The sequence below is a fragment of the Pontibacter sp. GD7 genome, assembly GCF_058216375.1.
The window spans coordinates 1-26,803 of the sequence record NZ_JBYZMP010000011.1; the positions used below are offsets into that span (position 1 = coordinate 1).

The 26,803-nt window shown below is 48.6% G+C and carries 24 protein-coding genes; 11 read left to right on the forward strand and 13 right to left on the reverse strand.

Annotation, left to right across the window (positions count from 1 at the left end; genetic code table 11):
* Positions 1–110: 110 nt before the first annotated feature.
* The 4 genes from AC4BAP_RS15590 to AC4BAP_RS15605 form a co-directional block, all read right to left on the reverse strand.
* The gene (locus AC4BAP_RS15590; RefSeq protein WP_490583597.1) at positions 111–644 is read right to left on the reverse strand and encodes a hypothetical protein; all 534 of its coding nucleotides are present in this window, start codon (positions 642–644) and stop codon (positions 111–113) included.
* Between the two features lie 78 nt (positions 645–722).
* The gene (gene mptB / locus AC4BAP_RS15595; RefSeq protein ID WP_490583598.1) at positions 723–2,081 is read right to left on the reverse strand and encodes a polyprenol phosphomannose-dependent alpha 1,6 mannosyltransferase MptB; all 1,359 of its coding nucleotides are present in this window, start codon (positions 2,079–2,081) and stop codon (positions 723–725) included.
* The gene (locus AC4BAP_RS15600) at positions 2,065–3,543 is read right to left on the reverse strand and encodes a cellulose synthase family protein (protein ID WP_490583599.1); all 1,479 of its coding nucleotides are present in this window, start codon (positions 3,541–3,543) and stop codon (positions 2,065–2,067) included. Before AC4BAP_RS15600 ends, mptB begins: the two co-directional genes overlap by 17 nt.
* A gap of 84 nt (positions 3,544–3,627) precedes the next feature.
* Positions 3,628–4,323: a glycosyltransferase family 2 protein gene (locus AC4BAP_RS15605; RefSeq protein ID WP_490583600.1), complete on the reverse strand. Its 696-nt coding sequence runs from the start codon at positions 4,321–4,323 to the stop codon at positions 3,628–3,630.
* 155 nt (positions 4,324–4,478) lie between these two features.
* On the opposite strand from AC4BAP_RS15605, the gene AC4BAP_RS15610 reads away from it, so the two are divergent.
* Positions 4,479–4,961: a peroxiredoxin gene (locus AC4BAP_RS15610; protein ID WP_490583601.1), complete on the forward strand. Its 483-nt coding sequence runs from the start codon at positions 4,479–4,481 to the stop codon at positions 4,959–4,961.
* A 36-nt stretch (positions 4,962–4,997) separates the two neighbouring features.
* Here the strand turns inward: AC4BAP_RS15610 and AC4BAP_RS15615 are convergent, their stop codons facing one another.
* From AC4BAP_RS15615 to AC4BAP_RS15640, 6 genes are all read right to left on the reverse strand, one after another.
* Positions 4,998–5,591 carry a hypothetical protein gene (locus tag AC4BAP_RS15615; protein WP_490583602.1) on the reverse strand — a complete coding sequence of 198 codons (594 nt, stop codon included), beginning with the start codon at positions 5,589–5,591 and terminating at the stop codon, positions 4,998–5,000.
* 53 nt (positions 5,592–5,644) lie between these two features.
* Positions 5,645–6,574 carry an alpha/beta fold hydrolase gene (locus tag AC4BAP_RS15620; RefSeq protein ID WP_490583603.1) on the reverse strand — a complete coding sequence of 310 codons (930 nt, stop codon included), beginning with the start codon at positions 6,572–6,574 and terminating at the stop codon, positions 5,645–5,647.
* A 10-nt stretch (positions 6,575–6,584) separates the two neighbouring features.
* Positions 6,585–7,655, reverse strand: coding sequence for a patatin-like phospholipase family protein (locus AC4BAP_RS15625; protein WP_490583604.1), 1,071 nt, complete (start codon positions 7,653–7,655; stop codon positions 6,585–6,587).
* Positions 7,656–7,804: 149 nt separating this feature from the next.
* Positions 7,805–8,029: a hypothetical protein gene (locus AC4BAP_RS15630; RefSeq protein WP_490583605.1), complete on the reverse strand. Its 225-nt coding sequence runs from the start codon at positions 8,027–8,029 to the stop codon at positions 7,805–7,807.
* 250 nt (positions 8,030–8,279) lie between these two features.
* Entirely contained in the window at positions 8,280–11,921 is a 3,642-nt protein-coding gene (locus tag AC4BAP_RS15635) for a T9SS-dependent M36 family metallopeptidase (RefSeq protein ID WP_490583606.1), read from the reverse strand.
* A 578-nt stretch (positions 11,922–12,499) separates the two neighbouring features.
* Positions 12,500–13,840 (reverse strand): neutral/alkaline non-lysosomal ceramidase N-terminal domain-containing protein, encoded by a 1,341-nt coding sequence (locus AC4BAP_RS15640; RefSeq protein ID WP_490583607.1) that lies wholly within the window; start codon positions 13,838–13,840, stop codon positions 12,500–12,502.
* Positions 13,841–14,076: 236 nt separating this feature from the next.
* Here AC4BAP_RS15640 and AC4BAP_RS15645 point away from each other — a divergent pair, with 236 nt between their 5' ends.
* On the forward strand, positions 14,077–16,332 hold the full coding sequence (locus AC4BAP_RS15645; RefSeq protein WP_490583608.1) for a Tex family protein: 2,256 nt from the start codon (positions 14,077–14,079) through the stop codon (positions 16,330–16,332).
* A 543-nt stretch (positions 16,333–16,875) separates the two neighbouring features.
* Positions 16,876–17,457 (forward strand): hypothetical protein, encoded by a 582-nt coding sequence (locus AC4BAP_RS15650; protein WP_490583609.1) that lies wholly within the window; start codon positions 16,876–16,878, stop codon positions 17,455–17,457.
* Between the two features lie 10 nt (positions 17,458–17,467).
* On the opposite strand, the gene AC4BAP_RS15655 is transcribed toward AC4BAP_RS15650, so the two are convergent.
* Both AC4BAP_RS15655 and AC4BAP_RS15660 read right to left on the reverse strand, forming a co-directional pair.
* Positions 17,468–17,908: a hypothetical protein gene (locus AC4BAP_RS15655; RefSeq protein WP_490583610.1), complete on the reverse strand. Its 441-nt coding sequence runs from the start codon at positions 17,906–17,908 to the stop codon at positions 17,468–17,470.
* A gap of 104 nt (positions 17,909–18,012) precedes the next feature.
* Entirely contained in the window at positions 18,013–19,410 is a 1,398-nt protein-coding gene (locus AC4BAP_RS15660; RefSeq protein ID WP_490583611.1) for a high affinity choline transporter 1, read from the reverse strand.
* Positions 19,411–19,610: 200 nt separating this feature from the next.
* Here AC4BAP_RS15660 and AC4BAP_RS15665 point away from each other — a divergent pair, with 200 nt between their 5' ends.
* The 8 genes from AC4BAP_RS15665 (at position 19,611) to AC4BAP_RS15700 (ending at position 25,997) form a co-directional block, all read left to right on the forward strand.
* A complete protein-coding gene (locus AC4BAP_RS15665; protein ID WP_490583612.1) occupies positions 19,611–20,528 on the forward strand; it encodes a M48 family metalloprotease in 918 nt (305 codons plus the stop codon).
* Between the two features lie 116 nt (positions 20,529–20,644).
* Positions 20,645–21,358, forward strand: a complete 714-nt coding sequence (locus AC4BAP_RS15670; protein WP_490583613.1) for a head GIN domain-containing protein — start codon at positions 20,645–20,647, stop codon at positions 21,356–21,358.
* A gap of 1 nt (position 21,359) precedes the next feature.
* Positions 21,360–21,938, forward strand: a complete 579-nt coding sequence (locus AC4BAP_RS15675; protein WP_490583614.1) for a hypothetical protein — start codon at positions 21,360–21,362, stop codon at positions 21,936–21,938.
* A 159-nt stretch (positions 21,939–22,097) separates the two neighbouring features.
* Positions 22,098–22,322: a hypothetical protein gene (locus AC4BAP_RS15680; protein ID WP_490583615.1), complete on the forward strand. Its 225-nt coding sequence runs from the start codon at positions 22,098–22,100 to the stop codon at positions 22,320–22,322.
* 53 nt (positions 22,323–22,375) lie between these two features.
* The gene (locus AC4BAP_RS15685) at positions 22,376–23,287 is read left to right on the forward strand and encodes a M28 family peptidase (protein ID WP_490583616.1); all 912 of its coding nucleotides are present in this window, start codon (positions 22,376–22,378) and stop codon (positions 23,285–23,287) included.
* 247 nt (positions 23,288–23,534) lie between these two features.
* Positions 23,535–24,305 carry a hypothetical protein gene (locus tag AC4BAP_RS15690; RefSeq protein ID WP_490583617.1) on the forward strand — a complete coding sequence of 257 codons (771 nt, stop codon included), beginning with the start codon at positions 23,535–23,537 and terminating at the stop codon, positions 24,303–24,305.
* 83 nt (positions 24,306–24,388) lie between these two features.
* Positions 24,389–25,411: an SDR family NAD(P)-dependent oxidoreductase gene (locus AC4BAP_RS15695; protein WP_490583618.1), complete on the forward strand. Its 1,023-nt coding sequence runs from the start codon at positions 24,389–24,391 to the stop codon at positions 25,409–25,411.
* A 31-nt stretch (positions 25,412–25,442) separates the two neighbouring features.
* Complete coding sequence (locus AC4BAP_RS15700; RefSeq protein ID WP_490583619.1) at positions 25,443–25,997, forward strand: NUDIX domain-containing protein; 555 nt, start codon at positions 25,443–25,445, stop codon at positions 25,995–25,997.
* 41 nt (positions 25,998–26,038) lie between these two features.
* Here AC4BAP_RS15700 and AC4BAP_RS15705 read toward each other — a convergent pair whose 3' ends face one another.
* Complete coding sequence (locus tag AC4BAP_RS15705) at positions 26,039–26,746, reverse strand: hypothetical protein (RefSeq protein WP_490583620.1); 708 nt, start codon at positions 26,744–26,746, stop codon at positions 26,039–26,041.
* Positions 26,747–26,803 lie beyond the last annotated feature (57 nt).

Below are 26,803 nucleotides of genomic sequence, written 5' to 3' on the forward strand. Positions count from 1 at the left end.
CAGCTGGTGTAAAGAGCGGCTGTGCTATCCTTGACGAACCGCCGTATACGCGACCCGTACGTACGGTGGTGTGAGAGGCGCACCCCGTCAGTTAACACTGGCGGGGCCGTCTACTCGATTGAGCTAAGTAGTTTTTCATTCAGAACATTGACCAAATTCTCGGCTTCCTTTTTATTTATAGTCTGCCCAAAGACCTTGTTGTTTCCATAGTACCCAAACTGTATTTGTCCACCAGTAATCCCATACATTCTGAATATCAAAGGGGACATTTGTTTTGTCACCACTCTAAAATTGTCTATTTGGCTTAATTCATACTTTCTTTTAGAAGTTAGGATTGTGCCAAGCTTTTGAACTGTTAGCTCCTGAGAATTTAACTCAATTTTTTCTTTTCCATTTAGGTGCCACAGGAAGTATTTGAGTACAAACACTCCTGCCAGTATAATTAGAGTTGTGAAAATAACTAACTCACCGTCTATTTTTTCTGGATTGGTAGCTAAGCCATAAAGTATCGTCAATGTAATGCCAGCCCAAACAAGCGACCAAGCCCCAGTAAGAAATAGAATCAAGTAGTTCGCTTCTCTTTTAAGCGTTACTACAAGGCTGCTATGCTCGTCAGATTCTATTCTCACTTTCTCTTTTATCATTTCTATTAAGCTCAACTAGCGGCTAAACGTAATTGTTCTAATGTTAAATATAGGAAATAAGCTTCAAATACAAGGAAATTACCCCTTCAAATTAGGATGGGTTCTGCGTTGGCGGTATAGGTAAATCTCCACCAGTACCCACAGGAAAACAAGCGCATACTCCAGTGTTACCAGGCTCAGGTCTTCGTGGTAGGGAGTGTGCTGGTAAGCGGTATAGGTAAGTATAGCCAAGCCCGACCATACTACCGCATACCTGAACTGGCTGACTACTGTTAAAGCCAGCACGGTGCTGATGTACCAGGGATGCACGGTAGTGGCCAGGAACAAGTATACTGTAAGCGCAACAGCCATATAGCCGGACAACCTCCGGATAGAGCCCAGCTTTTTAACGGAGGCCAGGGCAAGTATAACTCCCAGGGTAACCATACTTAACATAGGGCCAAGCACAGCGATCTGGTTATAACCCGTAAACCTGAAACCCAGCCAGCGCAACAGGTAATACACGCTGGCATTAAACTCGAACCGCTGAAAGTACAGGTCTATACTTTGCCACATGTTTTGCAGCAACTCCAGGTTTACAAGCGGGTAAAACAGTGCCAACAGTGTAAGCCCCATGGCTACGCTGAAAAGTATAAACTGGGCAACAGTTAGTTTGCGGACCAGGAAAGGCAGAAACATGAGGGGCAACAGCTTGGTGCCAATGGCCAGGCCAAACGCTATACCCGAAACAAGCGCACGCTGGTAAAAGAGCTGGTGCAGGGCCAGCAGTATAAAAAAGATCATCAGCGCCTCAAAGTGCAGGTTGCCGGTAAGTTCTATGATAACCAGTGGGTTTAGGGCATAAAGCAGCAAGTGCTTTTCGGGGAGGGCCATTTTGCGGAGCAGGCGCAACAACAGCAGTATGCTCCCCACCTCGGCAAGTATAAGTATAAGCCGCATCATGATTATACTTCCAGCTATACTTTCCGGGTAGAGCTTTGCCGACAGCCAGAACACACCCTGCGTTACCGGCGGGTACACGCTGTAATAGTGGGGTGAGTTGAGGTACTGGTATAACTGCTGGCTTATGCCTTCAACCTGCGGGGCATCAGTTCCTACAAAATAGGAAGGCAGGTAAGCATAAGGGTTGATGCCTGCATTCATCAGGCGTCCGTCCCACACATACCGGAAATAATCGTCGGAGAGGGCAGGGGTGGCGAACAGAAAAAGCAACCGGAAGAGTATGGCCGCCACGATACCGTGCCAGATGTTGAGCCTTCGGTTAGCGATGTACAGGTACGCTGCAAACACAAAAGCGTACAGAAGCAACAGTTGGGTAAACTCGGTACGCGGCGTGGCATAGGCCAACACCAGGTAGGCGATCCCCGACAAGACCATCAGTGCATAAGCCGCGATCCTGCTTTTGGAAATGGAGTTGTTGTTAAGCGCGCCTGCCATGTAAAAGCGAATAGGTAAACACAGCCCCAAACCCGATCACCAGCATTACCAGGAAGGGCAGCAAGCCATAATCGTTGAACCGGAGTGCAAGTATAATGCCGCTGAAAAAGTATAGCATCAGCATGCCTTCCAGCAGCGTTACAGCATTTATACTTGGCATAAAGTAAGCTTGTTTTCTCCAGGTGCCCTGAGTGTTTTGCAGGTTATACTTTGGCGTACGGATAAATGGCGTTTTTTTTCCGAGCAAACCCTCTGCCACTGCCATGCTGTTGTGTAGCGAAAGGCCCATGCTCATGCACAGAAACAGGAAGAAATCAGGCACAAAGCGCCTGGTGGTTGCCCAGGGTTTGCGGCTCTGTGTGTACAGGGCGGTCCAGTAAAAAGCGACCAGGGCCAGCAAGCTTAGTAGCAATACCGCACCTAACCTGAAAAATGTATCCAGCTGCGGGTTGTTTTCTCTTATAAACAGAATCGGAACACTGAGAAGCGCTGTAGTGAACACACAGATAAATACAAAGCTGTTGAAGAGGTGGAATGTGGCATGCAGCTTCGTTGAGAATGGAGCACCGGACTTAAGCACGCGGAGCAGGTGTTTCCGGGCATTTTCGGCAGCGCCTTTTGTCCAGCGGAACTGCTGCGACTTTAAGGCACCCATGGCGACGGGCAACTCTGCCGGTGCCTCCACATCCTCCATAAAAACGAACTTCCAGCCTTTGAACTGTGCCCGGTAACTCAGGTCCAGGTCTTCGGTTAAGGTATCGGCCTGCCATCCGCCAGCCTCAAGTATACAGGCCTTACGCCAGACACCAGCCGTTCCGTTAAAATTTATAAAGTGGCCACCACTGTTCCGGCCGCCTTGTTCTACCGTAAAGTGGGCATCCAGGCCAAATGCCTGTAGTTTTGTTAGCAGCGAGTAATGCTTGTTCAGGTGACCCCACCGGGTTTGCACAACCCCAATGCGGGCATCTGTAAAACCGGAAACTGTGCGTTTCAGGAAATCCGGGGAAGGAACAAAATCGGCATCAAAAACAGCTATAAATTCGCCTGTGGCTGTTTGCAGGCCATACTGCAGCGCCCCCGCCTTAAATCCTTCACGGTTTGGCCTCCTGATATGCTGGATCGTAAGATGGGGGTAGGCTTTCAGTTTGTCCTGCACTATGGCTTTGGTTTCATCAGTAGAGTCATCGAGCACCTGGATCTGCAGTTGGGCAGTAGGGTAGTCGAGGGCGGCGATGGCATCAATTAGTCGTGCTGCAACATAGCGTTCGTTGTACAACGGCAGCTGCACTGTCACTTTTGGCCACTCTCTTACAAGGGTGTGCTCCTGTTTAAACTGCGCGTTTCTTCTTTTTCTGTGCAACCAGTAAAGTATGGTCAGGTGCAGTTGGGCCATACTATAGCAAAAGATAAAAGCCAGGCACAGGCCGTAAACCGCTATTACCGATGCTTCCAGTATGCTCATGCCGCTGTCTTTCTATTATCTGTTATACTTTTCTACTGCACTTAAACGCATGGTATGGCTATAAATTGGCTACAGTTACATCGATCAGAACCATACTTTAAATATCGTGAATATAATCTTATATCCAGCCATCACAGAGCCTTTTACCGTGCCGGAAACCTTAGAGACACCAATGCGCTTACGATAAGTTACGGGTACTTCCGTAGATCGTATCTTTTGTTTAGCTGCCTTGGCCTGCATTTCCACGGTCCAGCCATAGGTCCGGTCCTGCATGTCCAGTTCCAGAAGGGTTTGCATTCTGATAGCCCTGAAAGGTCCGAGGTCCGTGAATTGGGCTCCATACAGCCAGCGCAAAAGGGTAATGGCCAGCCAGTTCCCGAAGATCTGTTGCGGCATCATGGCACCTTTTTCCCTGTTGCCCAGCGCCCTGGAGCCAATTACCATGTCGGCCTGCCCATTCAGTATTGGTGCAATCACTTTAGCTAACTCCTCCGGGTGATCAGAATAGTCGCCATCCAGGAAAACGATGATGTCGGGGCGGGAGTCGGCGGGTTTTGAGGAGGCGTAGGCAATGCCCTTCAGACAAGCGTTACCGTAACCTGGCCCAGGCTCGTGCAGTACTTTAGCACCGGCAGCTGCTGCCACCTCTGCAGTTTTGTCTGTAGAGTTATTGTTTACCACAATCACCTCATCCACAAGCTCCGATGGGATGTCAGCTATTACCCTGGCAATAGATTGCTCCTCGTTGTAGGCGGGTATGATAACGTTTATCTGCGGCATTTTTATCGGGTGAACAGGCGCAAAGATGCCTATTTTCCGGCGGTTATACTATAAAGTGAGTGATTCTGTGGGAGGATAAAAATACAGGAACTAACTTGCAGCGAACTTTTTGCAAAAGGATTGGTTATTACTAGTGGTGAATTGTTAATAGGATTATGAGTAAAGAAAAGATAAAGGTAGGCGACAAAGCACCTGATTTTGAACTGATTCGGCAAGATGGCGGATTTTTTCGCCTGAAAGACTTTTTGCACGAGAAAAACGTGGTGCTTTATTTCTACCCAAAAGACAGTACCCCCGGCTGTACAAAGCAGGCCTGCGAGTTCCGTGACCAGTATGAGGTATTTAAAGAGCATGGCGCCGAGGTAGTGGGCATCAGCTCCGACAGCGTGGACTCTCACAAACGATTTGAGCGCATCCATCACCTGCCATTCATACTTCTGAGCGACAAGGGCGGCCGTGTGCGAAACCTGTATGGTGTACCCCGCAAACTAGGCATCTTGCCGGGGCGCGTCACTTACATCATCGACAAGGAAGGGATTGTACGGTACATTTTTAACTCGATGACCAAACCGCTGGAGCACGTTAAAACAGCCATCGAGGTATTAGAGAGCCTGAACAAAGAACATCAGCATGCTTAAAAAAGAAAAAGGCGACTTAACCAGTCGCCTTTTTTATTAAAACTGCAGTTGCAGCAACTTGCCTCCGTAAAACTCCACTCTTATAAAGCCGTGCGTTTTGTTAAAGAAAAGCTTCTTTAACTTACCTGCATTGTCGGTATCGTTGCCCGGCACGCTTACTTCAAACACGTTGTGGTACGTAAGGCCACCTAGTTCTATGGAAGGATGGGTTGGGTTGTTCTCGTCAATTTCGAAAGTGCCCAACTGTTCTACCATCAGCTTTAGGTCCAGGTCGTTTGGCTTGCGCAGAATATAGGTAGCCAGGCCTGGCATCTTGCGCTTTACGTCCTGTATCACGGCACTCGCTTCAATGTCTATTTTCTCCACACACTTGTCCGTAATGGTGTAACCCTCGCCGGGCACCTGGTTCGACTGCAGTTGTGTACGCACATACTTTACAGGGGCGTTTGCCTCATTCACAAACCTGATCGTGTCGGGCTTGCCGTCTGCTGGTGTAGGTTGCACATAGGCCAGCCAGTTGGTGTCTTCAGTCGTTATCTGGGTTACGGTAGGCGTTTCGCAGTTCTCGCAGGAGGTAAGTATAGTAGTACCCAGCACCAGGGCCAGGTAAAGAGGTAATTTGTTTTTCATAAAGGGTGATTAACGTAATTCTTAAAATTGTAGTTGGTGTTTATAGGGCTGTCCTACTTCCCTGACCCGGCTTCAGGGTCAAACGTTGCAAGTTGCTTATTTTTTTCAAACCATTCCAGTACCATCGGGAAGTGGTCGTTGCGTGCGTCGGGGTGCGTAAGTATGTCGATGTGGCCGTAGTCGTGCAGGTTGCCCTTTGCTTTGCCGAGCACTTTAAATTCGCAATTTTGGCAGCCTGTTTCCTGCATCAGCAATTTTACATCTATCGGGTGGCCCAGCACATCATCTTTAATACCAGTTAAGTATAAAGTTGCCGGAAGCTCCATTTTTTGAAGGGCGGCGGCGTAATCAAAACCATCGTGCCAGTCCAGCCACTTTTTCTGTACTACCCAATCATGTGTCTGGCGGTGGGTTAGGCGGGTTTCGCTGTCGGAGCCAATGCGCATGTGCTGTGCAGGTAGCCATCCCATTCCGGCGATCACTACCTTCGAGGTCCAGTTCCAGACCACATCCACCATCAGAAACTTCTTCAGACTTTGTATACTGATGCGCCGTTTACTTCCGAAAAAAGCCATGGCCTGCACTTTTACAGGCTCTGTTGGCCGTGCCAGGTAAGCCAGCATCAGTACGCCTCCCCACGAGTGGGCAGCCCAGTATTGGGGTACATCGCCTTTCAGCTCCTTTATTTTCCGGATAATAGCCGGGAAGTCTTCTTGTAAGGTATGGCTAAGGCCGAACTCAGAAAAACGCGAAATGGCCGGTGTACTTTTGCCTCTTCCTCTTAGGTCGGCCACAAATACATCGTAGCCATGTGTGGCTAGGTAAGGGGCCAGCCCTTTCCCTGATTTAGTATAGAAAATCTTGCCGTTCTCGATTGAGCCATGTACCATTAAAACAGGTGGCCCCTGTGCATTGGTGTTTATGCGCCTGAGGTGTAGCTTATCGGTGTCCGTAACGGGTATGTAAAGCGATTCCTGTTTCATGTTGGGGTTTTTACTCTTGGTTATTGCTTGCCTGCGACCTGTTAAGGAATGCCTGTACCCCTTTACGGCCACTTGCCAGCAGGGCACTTTTCTCTCCTTCACTTAACTTCCGTACACGTGGGCTAAACCCAGCCGTGCTGATGGAGATGGTTCTGTCCCAATCGTGGGAGGTGAGGTGCTGGCGGTTCAGGCTTTCTTTGATGATCGTGTAAAAAGCCCCCATGTAATCGTTAAACTTATGGATGTGGTAAGGAGCGAGCCCAGCCTGCTGTTCGTCAAAGGCGATCTGTTCGTCACGGTCCAGCTTCAAGCCTAAAGTCTGTGGGTTATGGTAGATTCCTTTGGAATCGAAATCCTTCTGGTCGGGTTCAGTATCTGCCAGGTACTTTGGGTCATCAAACACATTGATCGGGAAGTTGGCCAGCACGCCGCCATCCACCAGCACGTCCAGCTGTTGCCCTTTTTCAGGCTTGGTCACTACATTGCCCTGCTGGTCCAGCAGCACGGCGCGGTAATACAGCGGTATCGACATAGAAATACGCACAGCATGTTTTACCTGCATGTTAGGGTGGGTTTCGTGGGAGAATACCATCACGCACTGGTCGGTTAGGTTGGTGCCTGTTACGTAAAGGTCACGTGCCTTGCCCTGGCCAGCCAAAGCGTGCAACTCAGCGAAGGTAATGTTGGGATTCCCGGTTTTTGCCGCCAGTTGTTTGCCCAGCCATTCCGTGAATTTATCGCCGCGGTACCAGCCGTATTGCTTAAACAACCTGTTTGTACCTCCAAAAAAGATGAATCGCCCGTCGTTAAACTGCTGCACCGGTGTTTTGAACGTGATCTCCGTGATCTCTGCGGGAGTATAGCCAACCGAAAGCAACGCTGCCTGAATGGCACCCGCCGAAGTGCCCGCCACACGCCTGATCTGGGGCAGGATGCCCAGCGAGTCGAGTTGCTGCAATGCACCACCATAGGCAATGCCCCGGATACCGCCTCCCTCTAAAGCCAGGTTGGTATACTGCGGCTGCTGTGCAAATGCATGTAAACTCAGGAGCAGGCAAATGCCCGATATAAGTGTTTTCATCAGTTTTAGAGAAGTACTTTTCAAATATAAGCACTTTATCCTACTCTGGTGTTGTAACCCGAATGGTATTGTACTGATGCATCACTAAAAAAAAACAGCTGACAACACAAGGTGCTGCCAGCTGCCGTTAAAACTGGAAAAAAAATTATTTACTCATTCCGGACGGGTATTGGTTGCGGTTTTATTTCAGGTCTTAATGCCAGCCATACCAGCGAACCAAACAGCGTACCGGAGAAAAAGGTCAGGGCCACAATCAGCCAACCGTTCACTCCGCGTGCTTCGGCATCGTGGTATACAAAGGCAAGTATAAATACCAGTAACAGCAAGTATAAACCCACCACGGTAAACAAAATTATATTAGGTAAAAAGTCCATGAGTGTCAGTTTAAATTGCACAATAAACGCCTCTGGTTTAGAGGCTCTTACCTATATTAAACTGGCTTTGCGGGTGTAATGTTTATAATTATTCAAAGAAAGTGATAGTGTTTTGATATTGTGCAATGGTATTTTTTCGCTTAGAAAGGCCATGTTTTCAATTAAAGGCAAGTTGTACCATCTGGACACAAAAAAACAAAAGCCACCTTTACTGAGAAAGGTGGCTTTTGCATGAAACAAACCCTCTGGCTTATTTCTTGATCACTAGCTTATGGGTTTCTGTATTTCCTTCGGCCGTAACGCTAAAGTAATAAATGCCATTCGGAAGCTTATCGAGTGCAATGCCTGCACCTGATGTGGCTTCTTCAGCAGTCAGCTTCTTCTGCATCACCTGCTGGCCCAGCATGTTTACTACGTTTACCTCAACTGCTCCGCTTATACCTTTTGCCAGTTTTAGCGTCACCTTCTGTTGTGCAGGGTTAGGGTATAGCATGGTTCTGTCGATGTCGGCTGCTACAGCTGTTGCTGTCTGCGATACGTTTATGCTGTTTGATTTAAGCACCAGCGTTTCTACAGTTGCCGTTTTATCGCCGCCCCATTTAGAGGTTACCGTGGCCGTATTGGTGATTGTAACAGGGTTGCTTACAATATCCACGTTGTCTACATACCAACCCGTAGCCCCGGTCAGTACATCGGAGCCCATTCTGAAGCGAATAAGCACTTTCTGACCTTTATAGCTGCTCAAGACAACGATGGTCTGAATGTAGCCGTTGCTGCCCCCTGTAAAGGCTGGGCCTACTACAGTCGAGGCATTTGCCAGCGGAATCTCTCCATTGTAGCCGTTCTGTATCATCTTGCTTCCCAGGTTGCTCCAGGTTAGGCCGTTGTTGGTGCTGATCTCTACCACACCTCCGTCAAAGCCGGCTTCTGTGGCATAGCTGTGCCAGAAACGGAGGAGTGCGTTCTCTCCAAGCGTTACCGGGGTAGATATGCGCAGGTACTGGTCACTAAAGGCATCCGGGTCTATGGCAAACCACGAGGTTTTGCCACTGAACGGATTTTTGGTGCTTAGTTTCCAATCGCTGAGGCCAACTCCACGTGAGGTGCTCCATTTTCCCCCACCATTCTCCATGTCATCGTGGAAGTATACTGTGGTTCCATCGCCTTTATTTACAGTTACCTTAAACGTTTTCGTAACCGTTTCGCCTTGTGCCATTTTAATTGGCTTAAAGGAAACAACCCCATTGTTAACTTTAGGCGCGTCTGTGGTAGACTCATTCACAAACGTAGTGCTGGCAGGTAGCGGACTTGAGATAGACACACCGTTCATGCTGCTGGCCGTGTTATTGGTAACAGTGATGTTGTACGTCAGCAATTGCCCGTCTATAACAGGAGATGGATTGGCTGTTAAATTAATAGCAAATTGTGGTGAGCAGGAAGGCGGCATGTCAAAAGCTTCCACACCGTCGGTTAGGTCGTTGTTACTGCCTTGCTGCGCACTAAATCCGAGGCCGCGTTTTGCAAATGCTCTCCAGATGTAGCACTGGTTGGCTCCGCCGTTGTTTATCCTGTCTGCTGCAAGTATGGCATCGCGAGCATCAATAAAACCAGGGCTGCATGGCTGTAATTTTAAGCCGTCGATGATCAATTGTAGCGCAATGTTGTTTCCGCCTTTGCCGTTATAAATGTCCGGGTCGTAGCCATACTCGTCTATCAGGTTCCAGGTCATATCCCACAGCATGGTAGCCCAGATAAAACCTACACCGTGTGGTACAGAAATCTCTGGGTTAGACACCATGCCGTAAGTATAAGGGTTGACGCCCATATCGGTGCTGTAGGGTGCAGGACGAATACCGCCACCATCTGTTCCCTCAGAAAGTACGTAAGTGCCTATCCCTCTGCGCTGAGGCCCTGTGTCGCCTGGCTTCATGGTCATAAATAAGGCAAAGAAATCGCTCCAGCCTTCGCCGCCCTGCTCTGCTCCGGATAAGCACTGTGTGCTAGGGCCGCCTGTTAAGCGGGTAGAGATACCATGGCCGTACTCGTGGGCAATAATGCCGTTGTCCAGGTCACCGTCGCGCAGCGGAGGCACACCTCCTTCGCGGCGTACTGCACCCATCAAGCCTTGGGTAAGTGCTGCCTTCAACTTTTCGCCGTCTGCCTTGCTGATCATGATGGCCGGTATTAGTACTGCAGCGCCGGTTTCGTCGCCACCCATGGAGGCGGCAGGGCCGTCAACATTGTTCACCACAATCACAGCTTTTGCACCCGAGGCCTGGGCATTAAGCGCCTTCGAAATGAAAGAGCAGTCGCCTCTGTCTATCAACGCAATGTTTCCTGAAATTTCGGCCTGGTTATTCAAAGGTGTCGGAACAGAGCCTTTCGGAAGGGCAGGTGCCCCATTACATCCATTGGCTGGGTCAGCCATCACAATTTTACCTGATACGCCGGCTTCGTCAATGTCGGGACCGAAGGCAGCCTGCACACCAGTATAGGAGCCAGCCACAGCGCTAGGGGCAGAGATGTGCAGCAGTTTAGCCGGAAGCGATGAGGTCCAGAGATACATCTGCATACGTCCGGGCACGCCATCCTGTAGCGTCAGGAAGTTAGCATTGTTGGTGCCACCGCCGTCCTGTGCTTCAGCCATTACGCCATCCAGTCCCTGTCCTGCACCTGAGAAGTTCTTCTGCTGAAAGTTGCCGCTCTCTTCGTCAAAACCATACAGGAAGAACACGTCGTGCATCAGGTTGTTCCAGTAAAACAAGTTGGTAGTGGCAGCCTGCACATAGGAAGCTGGTTCCTGGGCCAGGTCCAGCGGGAAGTCGAAGTTCAGGCTAAGGCCACCGTCTGGACTGATACCCGCATTTGCGCCGGCTCTGTCTTCGTAAGCATGCACATTATTGCCTTTTGTTATAGTATAAGTTGCTAATCCGTCGTTGTGCCAGCCCAGTGGTGAGGCAGCTGCGTTTTCTTTACCTGTAACCAGGGTTCTGTCGCCGTGGCTGGGAGTCTCAAAAGGGGCATCGTATATGCGGTAAGTACCACTGGAAGCAATGTTGGCCGCAGTTGTGGCTGCGATGCTTCTTGGTGCAAAGGCAAGTGTCATGAAGTCCTGCTGCAGTTTCTTCTTCTCTGCTGTAGTTAACGCCTTCACTTTGGCTGCCGATCTCTTTCTGGTATAATGTATGGCTTCTCCCGGAGCATCCGTTACGGTTGGGGTGCCCCAGTTGTCGTGCACTACCAGGTCTTCTTTCTTCAGCAGTTTTCCATCAGCGGCATCCACGTGTACTTTCCAATAGCTCTGTGCATCATTCTGATAGATTTCTACTTCCCAGGCAAGGCGAACGCTGCCGTCAGGCATAGGCTGGTAAATAAGCTTGGCCGGGATAGGGGAGAGGGAGATGCCGCCGTCACTTAGCACAACTGCTTTGGCTGCAGCTGGCAGTTTGTCGGTAGGCTTTTTACGCTCTTTCACAACAAGCGGCTCCTTTACTTCTAGTTTCAGGTGTGCGGCCGACGCTTTTGCGGCCTGTTCCGGCGCTATGCCTGGCACGTTGCCTTTAATGGCAGCTCTCAGGTTAGGGATAAACCGGTTCCCCATGTTGATCACATTGCCTTCACGGTCTATGTTAATGTTGATATTAGCGTCTGCCACTTCGATGCCGTTGTGGCGCTGTCTGAGGTAGAGGTGTGTTATTCCGTTATTTTTAGAAGTGTATTGATCTGTGATTACGTAGTCGGAAATGTCTGCCGGAGTAAGTTTATACTTTGCTCTTGTCTGTTCTATGTGCCGCAGCGCAGTGGTGAGCGCAGACTGCGCGAAGCCGGATCCGGATATAAGCAGGAATGCGGCGGCTAGTGCCAGCCAATTGTACTTTGCTTTTCCTTTCATAAGGTGTTAGTTAAAATTTAGACGTATTACATAGGTGTTTTTAAATAGATCTTAATACAAGGGTTTACGTGGTCTTATGGTAGTTTTCTAAGAGATTGGTGAGAACAGGTATGGCGGTTGCCTTTTAACGGTATACGCTTAAGTTACTTCTTGCATGGCAGTAATAATTTTGATAATGACATAATTACGATGAAGCCACGTATCTGGATTTAGGAGGTGTAACCTGTGTTAAGTTGTTATAGGATAGTTTGAGGGCAGTTTTTGGTATTTAAGCTTGTTTAGGTGTAGCGCTTTTGATTGGTAGTTGCTACTTAAGCTTAAATAATAATCCCATAGCTAAAGGAGGTTAAAAAAGCTTCAAAATGATAAAGACGATCATCTTTTTAGAAGAAAGTATAAAGTTCGGGAGTTTGTATTTTTATAATTATACTTATATGGGTTTTGACTATAGTTGAGTTGTGACCTTTTGGAACCTGGGGAGGCAGCCCCGAATTAAATTGTACAAAAAAATATACTACCCAGTAGGAAAAACATTTGAAAACCCGGGACTTATAGCCTTGCAGGTATATCAGACAGGCTTATTTCGAGAGCAATAAGTGCAGCAAATGGCTAAGGTAGCTGCCGGCTGTTGGGCCATAAAAGTTCATGGCCCTGGCCTCATACTTCCTCAGGCCGTAATGCTGGTCCGGAATGATGTAGCCCAGGTAGCTGCCGTTAAACCCGGTAACGATCACGTTGTATCGTTTTTTAGCGGCCTGGGCTTCCAGGGCAGGCATAAATTCCCCGGAGTAGTCTGCCGGCACTCCCAGTAAAACGGTATTGCCTACTTGCAGGCGGTTAAGGTAGGTATCGTATCTGCCAAAGAAAGTATAAAACAGGCCTGGGGCTAACCGTTTGTTCTCACCGATACGCCATTGCGGTTCTGACAGGTACAAAGGCAGGCGCTGCACCTGTAAGTCAGAAGTATACGTTGGGTTGGTTTTGGCGGCAGCGGCAAGTATGGCTGTAGCCAGTCCGGCACCCACTTCCTCCGTACTTTCAAAACTATCGCCGTGGGTATACCTGGCAGAGTGGCTCCCGACCGCACCCGCCGAAAAAGTCGCAAAATCAACTTTTTGTTCCAGTTGCTGCACCAGTACGCTGGGATAGTCGCCGGAAAGTATGGGCTGCCTGGATGGAAGTATGGTTGGGTGTGCCGAGAAAGTGCAAAGTATGGCCTGCTCACCGTTTGGCTTTTCAAACTTAAGAAAACGGATGGTTGTATCGAGGGCCGATGTTGAGTTAGTAAGCCTTTTCCTGACAAAGGCCCTGCCACTTGCCGTGCCATAGCCTACTCTTGCGGGTTTTACATCGGCCTGGGCCAGTTTTATACTTTGCAGAATTTGCTGTGCCACTTGCCTCACAAAATCTTTTTTATACTTGCCAGCCATAACACGGCCAGCCAGTTTCTTACCCCAGCCGCCAAAGCTGGTGTGGGTGTGGGTGGCAGCCAGGTATACTTGTTCGGGTCTTACACCTATACTTTCATACTTTTTCTCCAGCTCAGCTGCTACACTCATCGGCGCTATCAACATATCCAGCGAAACAAAGTACGCTTGTGCATAGCCATTATCGAAAGCGAAGGTGCGTACCCAAACCGAATCATGCACAGCAGTATACTTCATGCCACGCCGTTTGCCGTAGCCTGCCAGCGGTGTGCCAGGCGGGGGAGTGATGTTTACCCTGGTCCAGCCAACTTTCAAGGTATCGCCACGCAGTACAGGTGCAGGCAGGGTATCCCAGGCAGCCAATGTGTTTTGGTAGTATGCTGACTCTGGGAAAGGAGTATGATCCAGTTTTTGCACCACGCAACTCTGGCAAAGCAGCAGGGCCACCAACAGCATATGCGGCAGCAGGGTATGGGATCTATACTTTCTCAACTGTACCAAGTTAGGGAAACCATTGCAAAAAGCATGGTGCAGGGCCTGGGATAATACGTGAATCTAGTTTCAGATTAAGGCAATATACCTTAAATTTGACGTTCTGGTAAACAGCCATACTTTAAAATTATACTAAAACAGAGGCGCAGGATGCAGCAGGGAAGTAAACACATACACTAACCGTGTAAATAAAGGCACCTCTTAGATAACCCCCGACTATTGTCTTACATCAATATATGGAACCTAATTTAGAACACCTTTTAAAGATTTCCTCGGAGCTTTCTGTCACTATTAAGCAGATAGAGGCTACTGTTACTTTATTGGACGAGGGGGCCACAGTGCCTTTCATCTCCCGTTACCGAAAAGAAGTCACCGGCTCTCTGGACGAAGTGCAGATCGCTGCCATCCGCGACAGGATTGAGCAACTGCGCGAACTGGACAAGCGCCGTGAAAGTATACTTAAATCTATCCGAGACCAGGAGAAACTGACACCGGAACTGGAGGCGCAGATCATGGCTGCCGAAACGATGGCCGTGCTAGAGGATATTTACCTGCCATACAAGCCAAAGCGCCGTACCAAGGCAACCATCGCCCGCGAAAAAGGACTAGAGCCATTGGCAGAGCGTATTTTTACGCAAGAGAACTTCGACATAGAAACCGAAGCCGCTAACTTTATCTCTGAAGAAAAAGAGGTGAAAGATGTGAACGAGGCCCTTGCCGGTGCCCGCGACATCATGGCCGAGTGGATGAACGAGAATGCCGAAGCACGTGCCACGATGCGCCAGCTGTTCGAGAAGCAGGGTGTGTTCAAGAGCCGTGTGATGATGGGCAAGGAAGAGGAAGGCCAGAAGTTCAAGGACTATTTTGACTGGGAGGAACCGATCGAAAAAGCACCATCGCACCGTGTGCTGGCCATGCGCCGCGGCGAAACCGAAATGGTGCTGATGCTTACAGCGCAGCCTGACGAGGAAATGGCCCTGGCAAAGCTGGAGAACATGTTCGTGAAGGGCAACAACGCTGCTTCGGAGCAGGTGAAACTGGCCGCTAAGGATTGCTATAAGCGCATGCTGAAACTAAGCATGGAAACTGAGGTGCGCCTGAGCTCTAAAAAGCGTGCCGACGAGGAAGCTATCCGTGTATTCGCCGATAACCTGCGCCAGTTATTACTTTCTTCGCCACTTGGTCAGAAAACAGTGCTGGCCCTGGACCCTGGTTTCAGAACCGGTGTAAAATCGGTGGTACTGGATAAGCAAGGCAAGTTGCTGCACAACGAAACCATTTACCCGCATTCGGGTCAGCATAAAGAGCAGGAAGCCGCACAGGCCGTACGTTACATGGTTACACGCTTCGAGGTAGAGGCCATTGCCATTGGCAACGGTACTGCCAGCCGCGAAACAGAGGCCTTTGTTAAGAGCCTGAAATTGCCTGCATCGGTAATGGTGGTGATGGTAAACGAAAGTGGTGCGTCTATCTATTCAGCATCTGATGTTGCCCGTGAGGAATTCCCGGATCAGGACGTGACCGTGCGTGGAGCCGTTTCGATAGGTCGACGCCTAATGGACCCATTGGCAGAACTGGTAAAGATAGACCCGAAAAGTATAGGTGTGGGCCAATACCAGCACGACGTAGACCAATCTGCGTTGAAGCACTCGTTGGATGACGTGGTGATGAGCTGCGTGAACGCTGTGGGTGTGGAAGTGAATACGGCCAGCAAGCAATTGCTGACCTACGTTTCTGGTTTAGGACCAGCTTTGGCACAGAATATTGTAGAGTACCGTAACCAGAATGGTCCTTTCCGTACACGCACAGAACTGAAGAAAGTACCGCGTTTAGGTGATAAAGCCTTTGAGCAGGCAGCAGGTTTCCTTAGAATTCGCGATGCGAAAAATCCACTGGATGCCTCAGCTGTGCACCCGGAAAGTTACCCGATCGTGGAGCAAATGGCCAAAGACCTGGGCGTAACGGTGCAGGATTTGATGCAGAAGGAAGAACTCCGAAAGCAGATCAACCTGAAAAACTATGTAACAGATACTGTCGGTTTACCCACTTTGCAGGATATCATAAGCGAATTAGCCAAGCCTGGCCGCGACCCCCGCCAGACTTTTGAGGCATTCAGCTTTACCGAAGGTGTGAATGAAATGAAAGACCTGCGTGCTGGTATGAAGCTTCCGGGCATCGTGACAAACATCACCGCCTTTGGAGCCTTCGTGGATATTGGTGTTCACCAGGATGGCCTGGTACACGTTAGCCACCTGTCTGACCGCTTTGTAAGCAACCCACATGATGTGGTAAAAGTAGGGCAGAAGGTAGAGGTTACCGTGCTGGAGGTAGAGGAAAGCCGCAAGCGCATCTCGTTAAGTATGAAAGGCGACCCAGCCGCAGCCAAGCCAGCCGGAGGCGGTAACCGCAGCAAAGGCGGCAACAAACGCGAAGAAGAGCCAATGGATGACTTCCAGGCAAAGCTAGCCAAGCTGAAAGGCATGTTTAAATAAGGTTTTAAAGTATAAACTTTTGAAAGGCCCTTGCTAAAGTATAGCAAGGGCCTTTTGTTTTCATAGCAAGCATCTGTTGCTTCATTCATTAAATGACAGGAAGTTCTCTTGATCTTGTAGCTTCATTATTAAAGTGATTTATCCCAAAGGCAGGTATTATTGACCAAATAAGGGATTAATAAATGTTAATGTTTTAACAAAAAATCATTGATTATATTGGATGTGTGCTATTTTATATATTATATTTGCTATATAAATAGTGAACTATGAAAGCCCGCTTAATTTTTTTAATATTTGTAGCTATTGTTATGGCTTTTACAACAATGTTTTAGTATATTGTTGTTACAATGGTCCACAGAGTGGGGCATTAAACAAAAAACAAAGGAATTTAGTAAGTTTAGTTGAAGTTAAAAGCGGCAGCTGCTCCCAGAGTGGTCTGCCGCTTTTTTTTCTGTAAATGGTTTAACCCTTTAAACTAAAATATTCCCGTTTTATACTTTGGTGTATAATTTGCTTAGCTATAGTGTTTTATATAACCTTGCTATGGTGCAAAAAGCATTTTCCATACTTATACTGCTGGCCCTGTTCATCCAAACTGGTTGCAAAGAGGTAAGTGACCTGAAGGCTTTTACCGAAGCCGATTACGCTGTGCAGGAAATACATGACCTGAAGTTGAATGGGATAGATGTCATGCAAAAGCGCAATCCCTCGGACTTTACCACCCGTGAGGGAGATAGCATTCTGGCCTCCATATCCGAAAACTCACTTCAGGCCTCTACTATTTTATATTTGCAGGTGCACATGCCAGGGCCGGAGATTAAAAGGCAGATGACGATCACCCGGCTTAAATGGCAGTTGCTCGTGGATGGCGAGGAAACTCTTGACGGACTGATTGAGGAGCCGCTGCAGCTGCAGAACGGCCTTAACCAGATTCCGGTGTACACAGTGGTTAAAATGACCGAGCAGGAAGGAATAAGGAACTATGAAGGTTTATCTAAGTTAATGACGCTACTGGCTCAGAAAAAAGACCTGCGCAAAAACCTGACACTCCAAATAAAGCCGACCGTGCAAACACCTTTTGGTAATGTGGAAGTGCCGGAGTTTATTACCGTTTCAGATTCGTAGTCCTGTTTTCTCAGAAATCCAGTTGGTTGTTCTCGTTAAGCCAACTGCATGCATTATGCTTCTTCTCAAAAAACTGTACCTCAATGTCGGACGAGGCACTGCTCAGTCGTTCCATCATTTGTATCAGGCTAATTCTGGTAAATATATTGACAGGCTCCACGATCGCAATTTTCTGCAGGTTTAGTTCGTCTACAATTTTGTTTACTACTGTGCTGGCGGTCCACTCCCGGTCCTCGGGACTAATGTAAGTATCGTTTTTGCAGATGATGAGCCAATTGTTACTGTCGCCAGCATGCGTTTCTCGTAACAGCGTTGCCATACCTTTTCTGTATGCCTCGGATGGGACAATGCCGTCCGCCTCAAAAATAAGCAGAGATGAATCCTGCTCTTTGTAAATGCTTACCTCTGGTAAGTTCAGCAGCACATTATGTGAACCCGGCAGGTCTGGCATAAGCAGTTCTTTAGTGAGGAAAAGTATACTTTCGCATGCAGGCGAAGATGTACAACTACTTATTTATATATGCTTTCGGAGGTAAAAGGTTGTAATGTAAATACTTATATACTTTTGTTCAACGATACAGAAGTTTTGGCTAGGCCAATGCTGTAACCCAGTATAAGGCCAAGTATACTTCCTGCCAGGCCATATAGCATTGGGTTTATTTCTGTAACTAAATACAGCGCCAGGAGCCAGCTTGCCATGCCTGCCAGCATAGAACCGATAGCCGACGAAGCATTGGCTTTTTTCCAGAACATGCCGGCAACCAGTGGTACGAACAAACTTACCAGGCTAAGCGCCGACGACTCACTTACCAGTTCATAGATATCGTGCCTGATCAAGGCCATCGTTACCGACACAACTGCAACGATCAGAACGCTCAGGCGCGAGAGGCGCAGCATCTGCTTGTCAGTAGCAGACCCAAGAAGTGGCTTTAGCATGTTCTCGCTAAGTATAGAGGCAGGTGCCAGAATACCGCCGCTTGCCGTACTGATGACCGCCGAGATCAAAGCCCCGAAAAAAAGTGCTTTCAGGGCAAGTGACTCTGAGTTCAAAATCAGGCCGGGTACCAGCAATTGTGCATCGGAGTGCTGCAGTGCGGGGTAGAGGTATTTTGCATACAAGGCCAGCAGCAAAGGAATAAACGCAACCGTTAGGTATAAAAAGCCGGCCCCGATAGAGGCCGCTACTGCAATACCCGCAGACCTGGCCGACATAACCCGCTGGAAAACATCTTGCTGAGGTATGGAGCCCAGGCCGATCGTGATCCAGAGAGCAAGGTAATTCAGCCAGGATGTGGCACTTTTTTCCTGTGGCGTGAACCGGAAGAAATCAGTGGGCAGATCGGCCGTAACGCTTGCCAGGGGCACCTTCTGCATTACTTCGTACACGATAAATAACAAACCTCCAATGATCATGGCCGTTTGTATAAAGTCTGTAACCGAAACGGACCACATACCACCCAGGTAAGTATAAATTACCACGATAAGGCTGCCGCACACAATGCCCGCTGCAGTTGAAATACCCAGCACCTGATTTAACACAATGCCCAGTGCCACCAGCTGCGCCGCGATCCAACCGAAATAAGATATGACCATAAAAAAGGCAGCGATCTGCTCAGTGGTTTTATTGTAGCGGATGCGGTAATAGTCGCCGATGGTGAGCAGGTTCATGTTGTACAGCCGGCGGGCAAAGAAAATCCCCACCAAAACAAGGCAAAGGGCAGCGCCAAACGGGTCCTCGATCACACCGATCAAGCCGTTCTCTGCAAACTCCGCTGAGGCCCCCAGCAATGTCTCTGAACCAAACCAGGTCGCAAAAACAACGGAAGTAGACATATAGAAAGGCAGGCTGCGGCCAGCCAGCAGAAAATCCGAAGTGTTATGCACCCGCCTGGACGCCCAGTAGCCGATAGCCAGGGTAAGCAGCAGGTATAGCACCACAAAAAGTATAAGCATGCCCCTTTGGTTAAAGGCATAAATATAAGTAATGTGGCGCACATAGCTGCCGGCCTGTCTGTGGCTTAACTTAAGCAATACAATTAAAAACAGAAGAGCAGGAGTAAATGCAGTTATTTGGCAAAGAAGTTGCTATTATATCACCGGGTGGTTGTTGTACGTTGATAAAGTATACTGCCTTACTACTTAAATTTCCTGCCATGGTCTATCTGAAGAAACAATTATATGTATGGGCGCTCTTACTGTTCTCTGTAATAGCGTTCGAGGTGGAAGCGGCCACGCTTGCTGCTCCAAACCGTATAGCATCAAACTCTACGCAGGGTACACGCGACATCGTGCAGGAAATCATTAATGTGATCGGACTTAAACCCAGATTTGAGCTGATTCCCGCAGATATTGACAACGCGGCGGCCGTTGTGCACAATGGCAAACGCTACATACTTTACAACGAGCGTTTCATGGCTGCTATAAACAATGCTGTACATACCGACTGGGGAGGCATCAGCATCATAGCGCATGAGATTGGCCACCACCTGAACGGGCACACCTTAAGCCGAAGTGGCAGCAACCCCGGGGATGAGCTGGAGGCAGATGAGTTTTCAGGATTCGTGCTGCGGAAGATGGGGGCCAGCCTGGCGGAGGCACAAGCCGCTATAAACCTGTTGTCGGAGGAGCGTACATCACGCACACACCCCGGACGAAAGCTAAGGCTGGAGGCCATCAGCAGAGGCTGGAAAAGTGCCAACGACCAATTGGTTGCCAGCGCCAAAGGACCACAACCCGACCAGCGCGCAATTGCCAGAACGCAGCCAACCCAGCGACAGCTGCAACAAATACAGCAGGGGCAGGAACAGCCAAAGAGCTCGTCGCTGGATAACCGTTATGTGCTTTCGCGGGTGCACTTCACAAAAGCGCCACGCGAAGAGTTTTATATCACTACCAAACTGCACCTGGTGCATGTAACCGACGATGGCATAAAGATTATCGGAAAACTGGCCAAGACCAACGATCCTGAAATTCCTTATTATTTTGAAAGCAATGTGCTGCAGCCGGTGTTCGTAACAGACCGTGGCATACTTGTAAATAAAAAAGGGCAGAAAGTCGGGTATCTGACCTAAGTATAACAACCTGACATCAGAAGCCGTGACAGTGCACCTGTTGCGGCTTTTTGTTTTCTATCTATCTGATATTTGCTATATTGCTGTATATCTGTAGTCATTTAACGCCTTTTTCTATGAGAATCTTTAAGATACCTGCCTTGCTGTTTATACTTTTACTTTGCTTAAGTGCCTGCGACGAACAAGGCCTTTGCCTGGATGGTGAAGGCGATGTGGAGAGCCGGACACTGGACCTGAGCAGCATAGACGGTGTAAGGGTGCACGGCAATACCAGGGTGTACATAAGAAAGGGTAACAGGCAGCGCATAGAAGTAAAAGGACAGCCTAACATACTGGACGAACTGGAAACAAATGTGGATGGTGGTATTTGGGACATTGGTTTTGACCGCTGCCTGAGCAACTATGAAACCGTGGAAGTATACCTTACCCTGCCAGATCTGCGCTCTGCCAAAATAAGCGGATCCGGGTTTATTAAACTGGAGGACAGGTTCAGAAGCAGGGAGTTTGATGTGGCCGTTTCCGGCTCTGGCGATATTCAGGGCAGGGTGGATACCGAAATCCTCACTTCACGCATCAGTGGTTCTGGCACCATAGAACTGTCCGGGGCTGCCCGTGAGCAGGATGTTCGCATATCGGGCTCGGGTAACCACAAGGCTTTTGATTTTAGAACTGATAAAGCGACGATCAGTATTTCAGGATCAGGGAGGGCACAGGTAAGAGCCTCTGATGAACTGGATGTTGAGATTAGCGGAAGCGGCAAAGTATACTACAAAGGAAACCCGGACACAAACTTCGATGTTTCAGGGTCTGGAAAAGTTGTAAAAGATTAACATGAGCATAAAATTTAAACATTACTTCTGGGTGCTGCTGCTTTTGGTGGCTGGCACTGCCTGCAGCAATAAAGACGATTTCGAAGCCTTTAAAGAGGCTGATTATACGTTGCAGGGTGTAGATGAAATGAGGGTGAATGGCATTAATCTGCTGGAGAAGAAGCGTGCCGAGGATTTTTCATTCAGTGATGCGGCTATACTTTTCTCGGCGCTCTCAGAAAACAAGCTGAATGCCACTTCAACGCTTAAGTTAAATGTGGCCTTAGGTGAGGAGCACAGATCCAGGACCATGACGGTAACCCAGCTGAAGTGGCAGATGCTGGTGAACAACGAGAAAGCCCTGAGCGGTGTGATAAACGAAGCCATACAGCTAAAAGACGGCCTAAACACTTTAACCGTTAGCTCGCCGCTGGCACTGGCCCAGGAAAATGGCAACACCAGCCTGAATAGCCTGTTGCGCATGGCAACCCTTATAAGCCAGGACAAAGAAAAAGCGAAAGTGCAGTTGCAGATTAAGCCTACCGTGCAGACATCGGTAGGGCCTTTGGAGCTACCAGCGTTCATCAACATTATTAAATAAAAAAGAGCCAGGCATAGCAGTCTGGCTCTTTTTTTATAATTCACTTTGTACTATCTATAGATAAGCCGATTAGAGGAAACTTTTGCATCTTTCTAACGTAGTGGCACGTTCCTTGCATTGCTTTGGTTAAAGTATTGAAACATTTAAAAACCAGGTAATATGACTAAGTCAAAGGTATACGATCTGTTTTTAAGCAGCTCAAACGAAGTAAAAGCAAACGCAGTAGAAACCGTTATGCGCAGCAGTGGATGGGTGCCAAAAACCGAGACCACTTCTTACAAAGACAACTCTGAACAGGATACTGACCGTCAGCCTGTAAAAGCCCACAAAAAGAACAAGGCAGCCCTTCGCCAGAAAAGCTGGATCGCCTGGCCAAAAGTATAAACTGTTTGGCTGGCATTGGCGCTTGTGCTATCTTCAGGGTTTATACTACACCCATGAAAAAGATACTCCTGCTGGCATGCCTCGTTGCTACGCCATTTTTGGCTGATGCCCAAAAACTCCAGTTTAAGAAAGAACAGCTGTTGCAAGACATCCGTGTGCTTGCCGCAGACTCGATGGAAGGCAGGCTGAGCGGTACCGCTGGTAGCCAGAAGGCACAGGAATATATACTAAAGCGTTTCCAGGAAAATGGCTTACAGCCATTTAATGATAGCTTTAAACAGCATTTCAGGCTGGAAAGCAAACGCATTACAGTGGAGCAGGCCACAAACTTTATCGGGTACATACCTGGCCAGACTGGCAAAGCCATTGTAATTAGCGCGCATTACGACCATGTAGGCGTACGCAACGGCGAGATCTATAATGGCACCGATGACAATGCCTCTGGTGTAGGTGCGGTGCTTGCCGCTGCCGCCTATTTTAAGAAAAACCCGCCCAAGCACACCCTCATCTTTGCTGCCCTGGACGGCGAGGAACTTGGCCTGCAGGGAGCCGATGCCTTTTTAAAGAACCCTCCTGTGCCTTTAGAGCAACTAGCACTGAATGTGAACATGGACATGCTCAGCATAAATGCCAAAGGCGAGTTGTATGCCAGTGGCACGCACCACTATCCGCATCTTTTGCCTCTCGTCAGGCAAGTTGCTGCCAGGCCCAAAGCTAAACTCCTGATCGGCCATGATAAACCGGAGCAGGGCACCGACGACTGGACCAGCCAATCCGACCATTTTCAATTCCATAAGCGCCACATCCCGTATGTATACTTTGGCGTAGAGGACCACCCACATTATCACAAACCCACCGACGACTATAACCAGATAAACCCGGATTTTTACGCCGATGCCGTGGCCCTGGTAATCGATTTCCTTAGAATTGCGGATAAAAGCCTGAGTGCTGCAAAATCCAAGTAAAACCTATAGCTGTTTATACTTTCTTTTTGCCTTTACAGGAAGGAGTAAAATACAGTTTTCAGTACAATTCCGATATTAAAATATAATAATAGTTAGTTATTTATCTTTTTATTAGATTAATCGTAGAGAAACAAAGAAAGCCGGTGCACAGGTCGTACTTAGGAACAGGCTTCCGAACCATTGTGGAAGTATAAATTTACTGCTGTGTGCTTTTGGCTGTGTTGTTTTATTAGCCTAGCTATTTTATATGAACAGAACCCTTACCTGTATCATCATACTTATTTTACTTTTACCACTGCTGCCATTTGCTGCAGAGGCCCAGAACAGCTTTGTTCAGCGTATAGGCAGGAGCAAATTGCCTGAACGCGGGCTTGTGATTGTAGCTGGAGGCGGTGTGGCCGGGGTTAAAAGCGATATCTGCGGCAGCCCGGGCTGCAACGATTTTGGACCGAATGTCAGCATGGGAGCCTGGTATAAATTTACGCCTTATCTAAGTATGGCCGGGAGCATTGACTACGTACGACTGGGTGCGGAAGAAAAAGATCCAAGACGCCCACTGAATGTGGCATTTCAGTCAGAGGTGATTGAGGTGAGCGGCTCAGTGGTATTAAACCTCCTGGACAGTTATGCCGGTTCTGGTAATTACAGGTCATCCAGAAAACGCTTTGTGGTGCCTTATGTACGGGCCGGCGGCGGGTTCATTTATTACACGGCCACCTCGTTTCCGGGAGATGTTTCCAGGCTGGAAGACTCGCAGACTAAGTATGACCCTGAGCGGAATTACCCTGCCATTGCCGCTGTTATTCCTTTTGGCGGCGGCCTGCGTTTCCGGTTCTCCGACGAGATCGCTGTTGCAGGCGAGCTGATGTACCGCATTACCACCACCGATTACCTTGACAATGTAGGCCCCCGGCTAGCTGACCCTAACACAGACCACTATGCAGTGGCAGCCATCAAGATCATGTACACACCCGTTATCAAGAATAAGATCTTCAGCAAAAACGCGCAAAATAACTAAACCTGTCTATTTAATAATTTAACTCCGTTTTAATGGTAGCCGTAGAGTTAAAGCAATGACTTTAATGAACTTATGACGCTATCATGAAAACAGACGATAATAAAAAGCTTTGGTGGCTGGCTGCCGGAGCTGGTGCCTTACTTACCGCACGGGCTGTGTACCGCAGCCTTACCGCATACGACTTTAATGGCAAAACCGTGTTTATAACCGGAGGCTCGCGTGGGTTTGGGCTTGTTTTGGCAAGACAGCTGGCTGCTGAGGGTGCCCGGTTGGTGCTTTGCGCCAGAAACGAGACAGAACTGGAGAATGCCCGTATTGAGCTGGCCGGCAAAGGGGCAGACGTACTGGTGCAGAAGTGCGATGTGACAGACGAGCAGCAGGTTAACCATGTGATCACAAATGTGCTGAATGAGTTCGGGCCTATAGATGTGCTCATTAATAATGCCGGAGTGATCAGTGCCGGGCCTGTAACCGAGATGACGCTGCGGGAATACGAAGAAGCCATGAATATGCACTTCTGGGGACCATTGTATACTATTATGGCAGTGCTGCCCAGCATGAAGGCGAGAGGTGAGGGGCGTATCCTGAACATCGCCTCCATTGGCGGCAAGATAAGCGTACCGCACCTGGTACCTTACAGTGCCAGTAAATTTGCACTTGTTGGTTTATCGGAGGGGCTGCGTGCTGAGCTGGCAAAGTATAACATCACAGTCACGACGGCCAATCCGGGGCTGATGCGCACCGGAAGCCCACGGCACGCTATCGTAAAAGGGCAGCATAAGGAGGAATACGCCCTGTTCAAGCTCATGGATTCCAGCCCACTTACATCAAGCAGTGCTGAAGCTGCGGCAAAACAAGTATTGGAGGCATTGCGCCACGGCGATGCCGAGGTTACCACCACACTACCAGCCAAGTTTGGAGAACTACTGCATGGTATCTCGCCTGGCCTGATGATGGGTATCTTTGAAGCAATAAACCGCCTGCTGCCCGGCGAAGGCGGAATCGGGAAGCAACGGGCTAAAGGCTACGAAAGCGAGTCGGAGCTATCGTTCTCGAAGTATACAGAAAATACCGACAAGGCGGCCGTTCGTAATAACGAGATCTGACATAAGTATACTTTGCCTATACTTTATACCTTTGCCTGTACCATACCACCTGGCCTGGAAAAGTATACTTATGGAAATCAAGAAAAAAGAAATCGCCTACGACGGCTATTTTAAGATCTACAAGCTAACTGTTGAGCACGATGGGCAGACCTTTACCCGTGAGCAGTTTGACAGGGGAGATGCCGTTGCGGCCCTTATTTACGATACCCGAAACCAGCAATACATTCTGGCAAAACAGTTCAGGGTTGGCGCAGAGGCGGATTTAACAGAGGTAGTGGCCGGCATGATAGACGCTGGCGAAGAACCGGAGCAAAGTATAACCCGCGAAATTGAAGAGGAAACCGGTTACGAGGTGGACAGCCTGGAGCACGTGCATACTTTTTATACTTCTCCTGGCGGTACAACCGAGAAAATATACTTGTACTATGCAGAGGTATCGGTGCAAAAGGGGCAAGGCGGAGGCAATGCACACGAGAACGAGCACATTACACTGGTGCAACTATCAGCCGATGATTTTGAAAAACTGAATACCCCGGACGCCAAAACAGTGATAGCCCAACAGTGGGTAAAATTAAGGAAGGCTTAAAGTATAAAAGCAGGCAAAACGCCTGCTTTTATACTTTAAATTTAGTCTTTTGTGCCTCTGATAGCGCTTTGTGTATCAGCGGCGCCTTCCAGGGTTAGATACTCGGCCTGCAAGGCCCTTATCTTAAGATTGTCGCCGGTGCTTATCTGCCCTTCAATCTGGCCGCGTCGCTCATTAAGCTGGGAGTACACAAAATCCACATAGTCCCAGTCGTCTTGTGTCCAGTTGCGGCGCTGCGCCCTTACGGTTCCCATAAATGTGAGGTAGGCCTCGCGTATGTTGCCGGCAGTGATCTTTTCTATGTTGCTGTACTCACGCAGCAGTTTGCTTTTCAGGTTGTTGAGTTTAGAAGGATCAAGCGGTTGCTGCTGGCGTCGCTCCTGACGTGCCTCCCAGCGCTCGTAACGGGTCCTCAGGTCTTTGTACTCCTGCTTCGATTTTTCTGAAAGGCTGTCGAAGTTTTGCTCGAGTTGCGCATTGCGCTGGCGGAGCTCCTCCTTTACTTTTGGCCAATTGCGATCTATGGCGGTGTCGCCTTTATCGGCCTGCCGGTTAAGCCAGTTCCTGAACTCGTCCAGTTGCTGTTCTGCTGTTTTACCGCGCTGTACTACTACTGCCGTGTCCTCTTCGGCTGTATCAACGGTAACTACTTCGGTGTCATCCACATCCCTGCGGCCTTCGCAGCTCCACATCAGGCACACAAGGCACAGCGCGGTCAGTGTTCTCAGAAAATTATCTTTTGTATTCATAGTTTTATGTAATCAGCTGGTTTTTTCATTCCTGCTTTTATTACGGATATAAGCTAT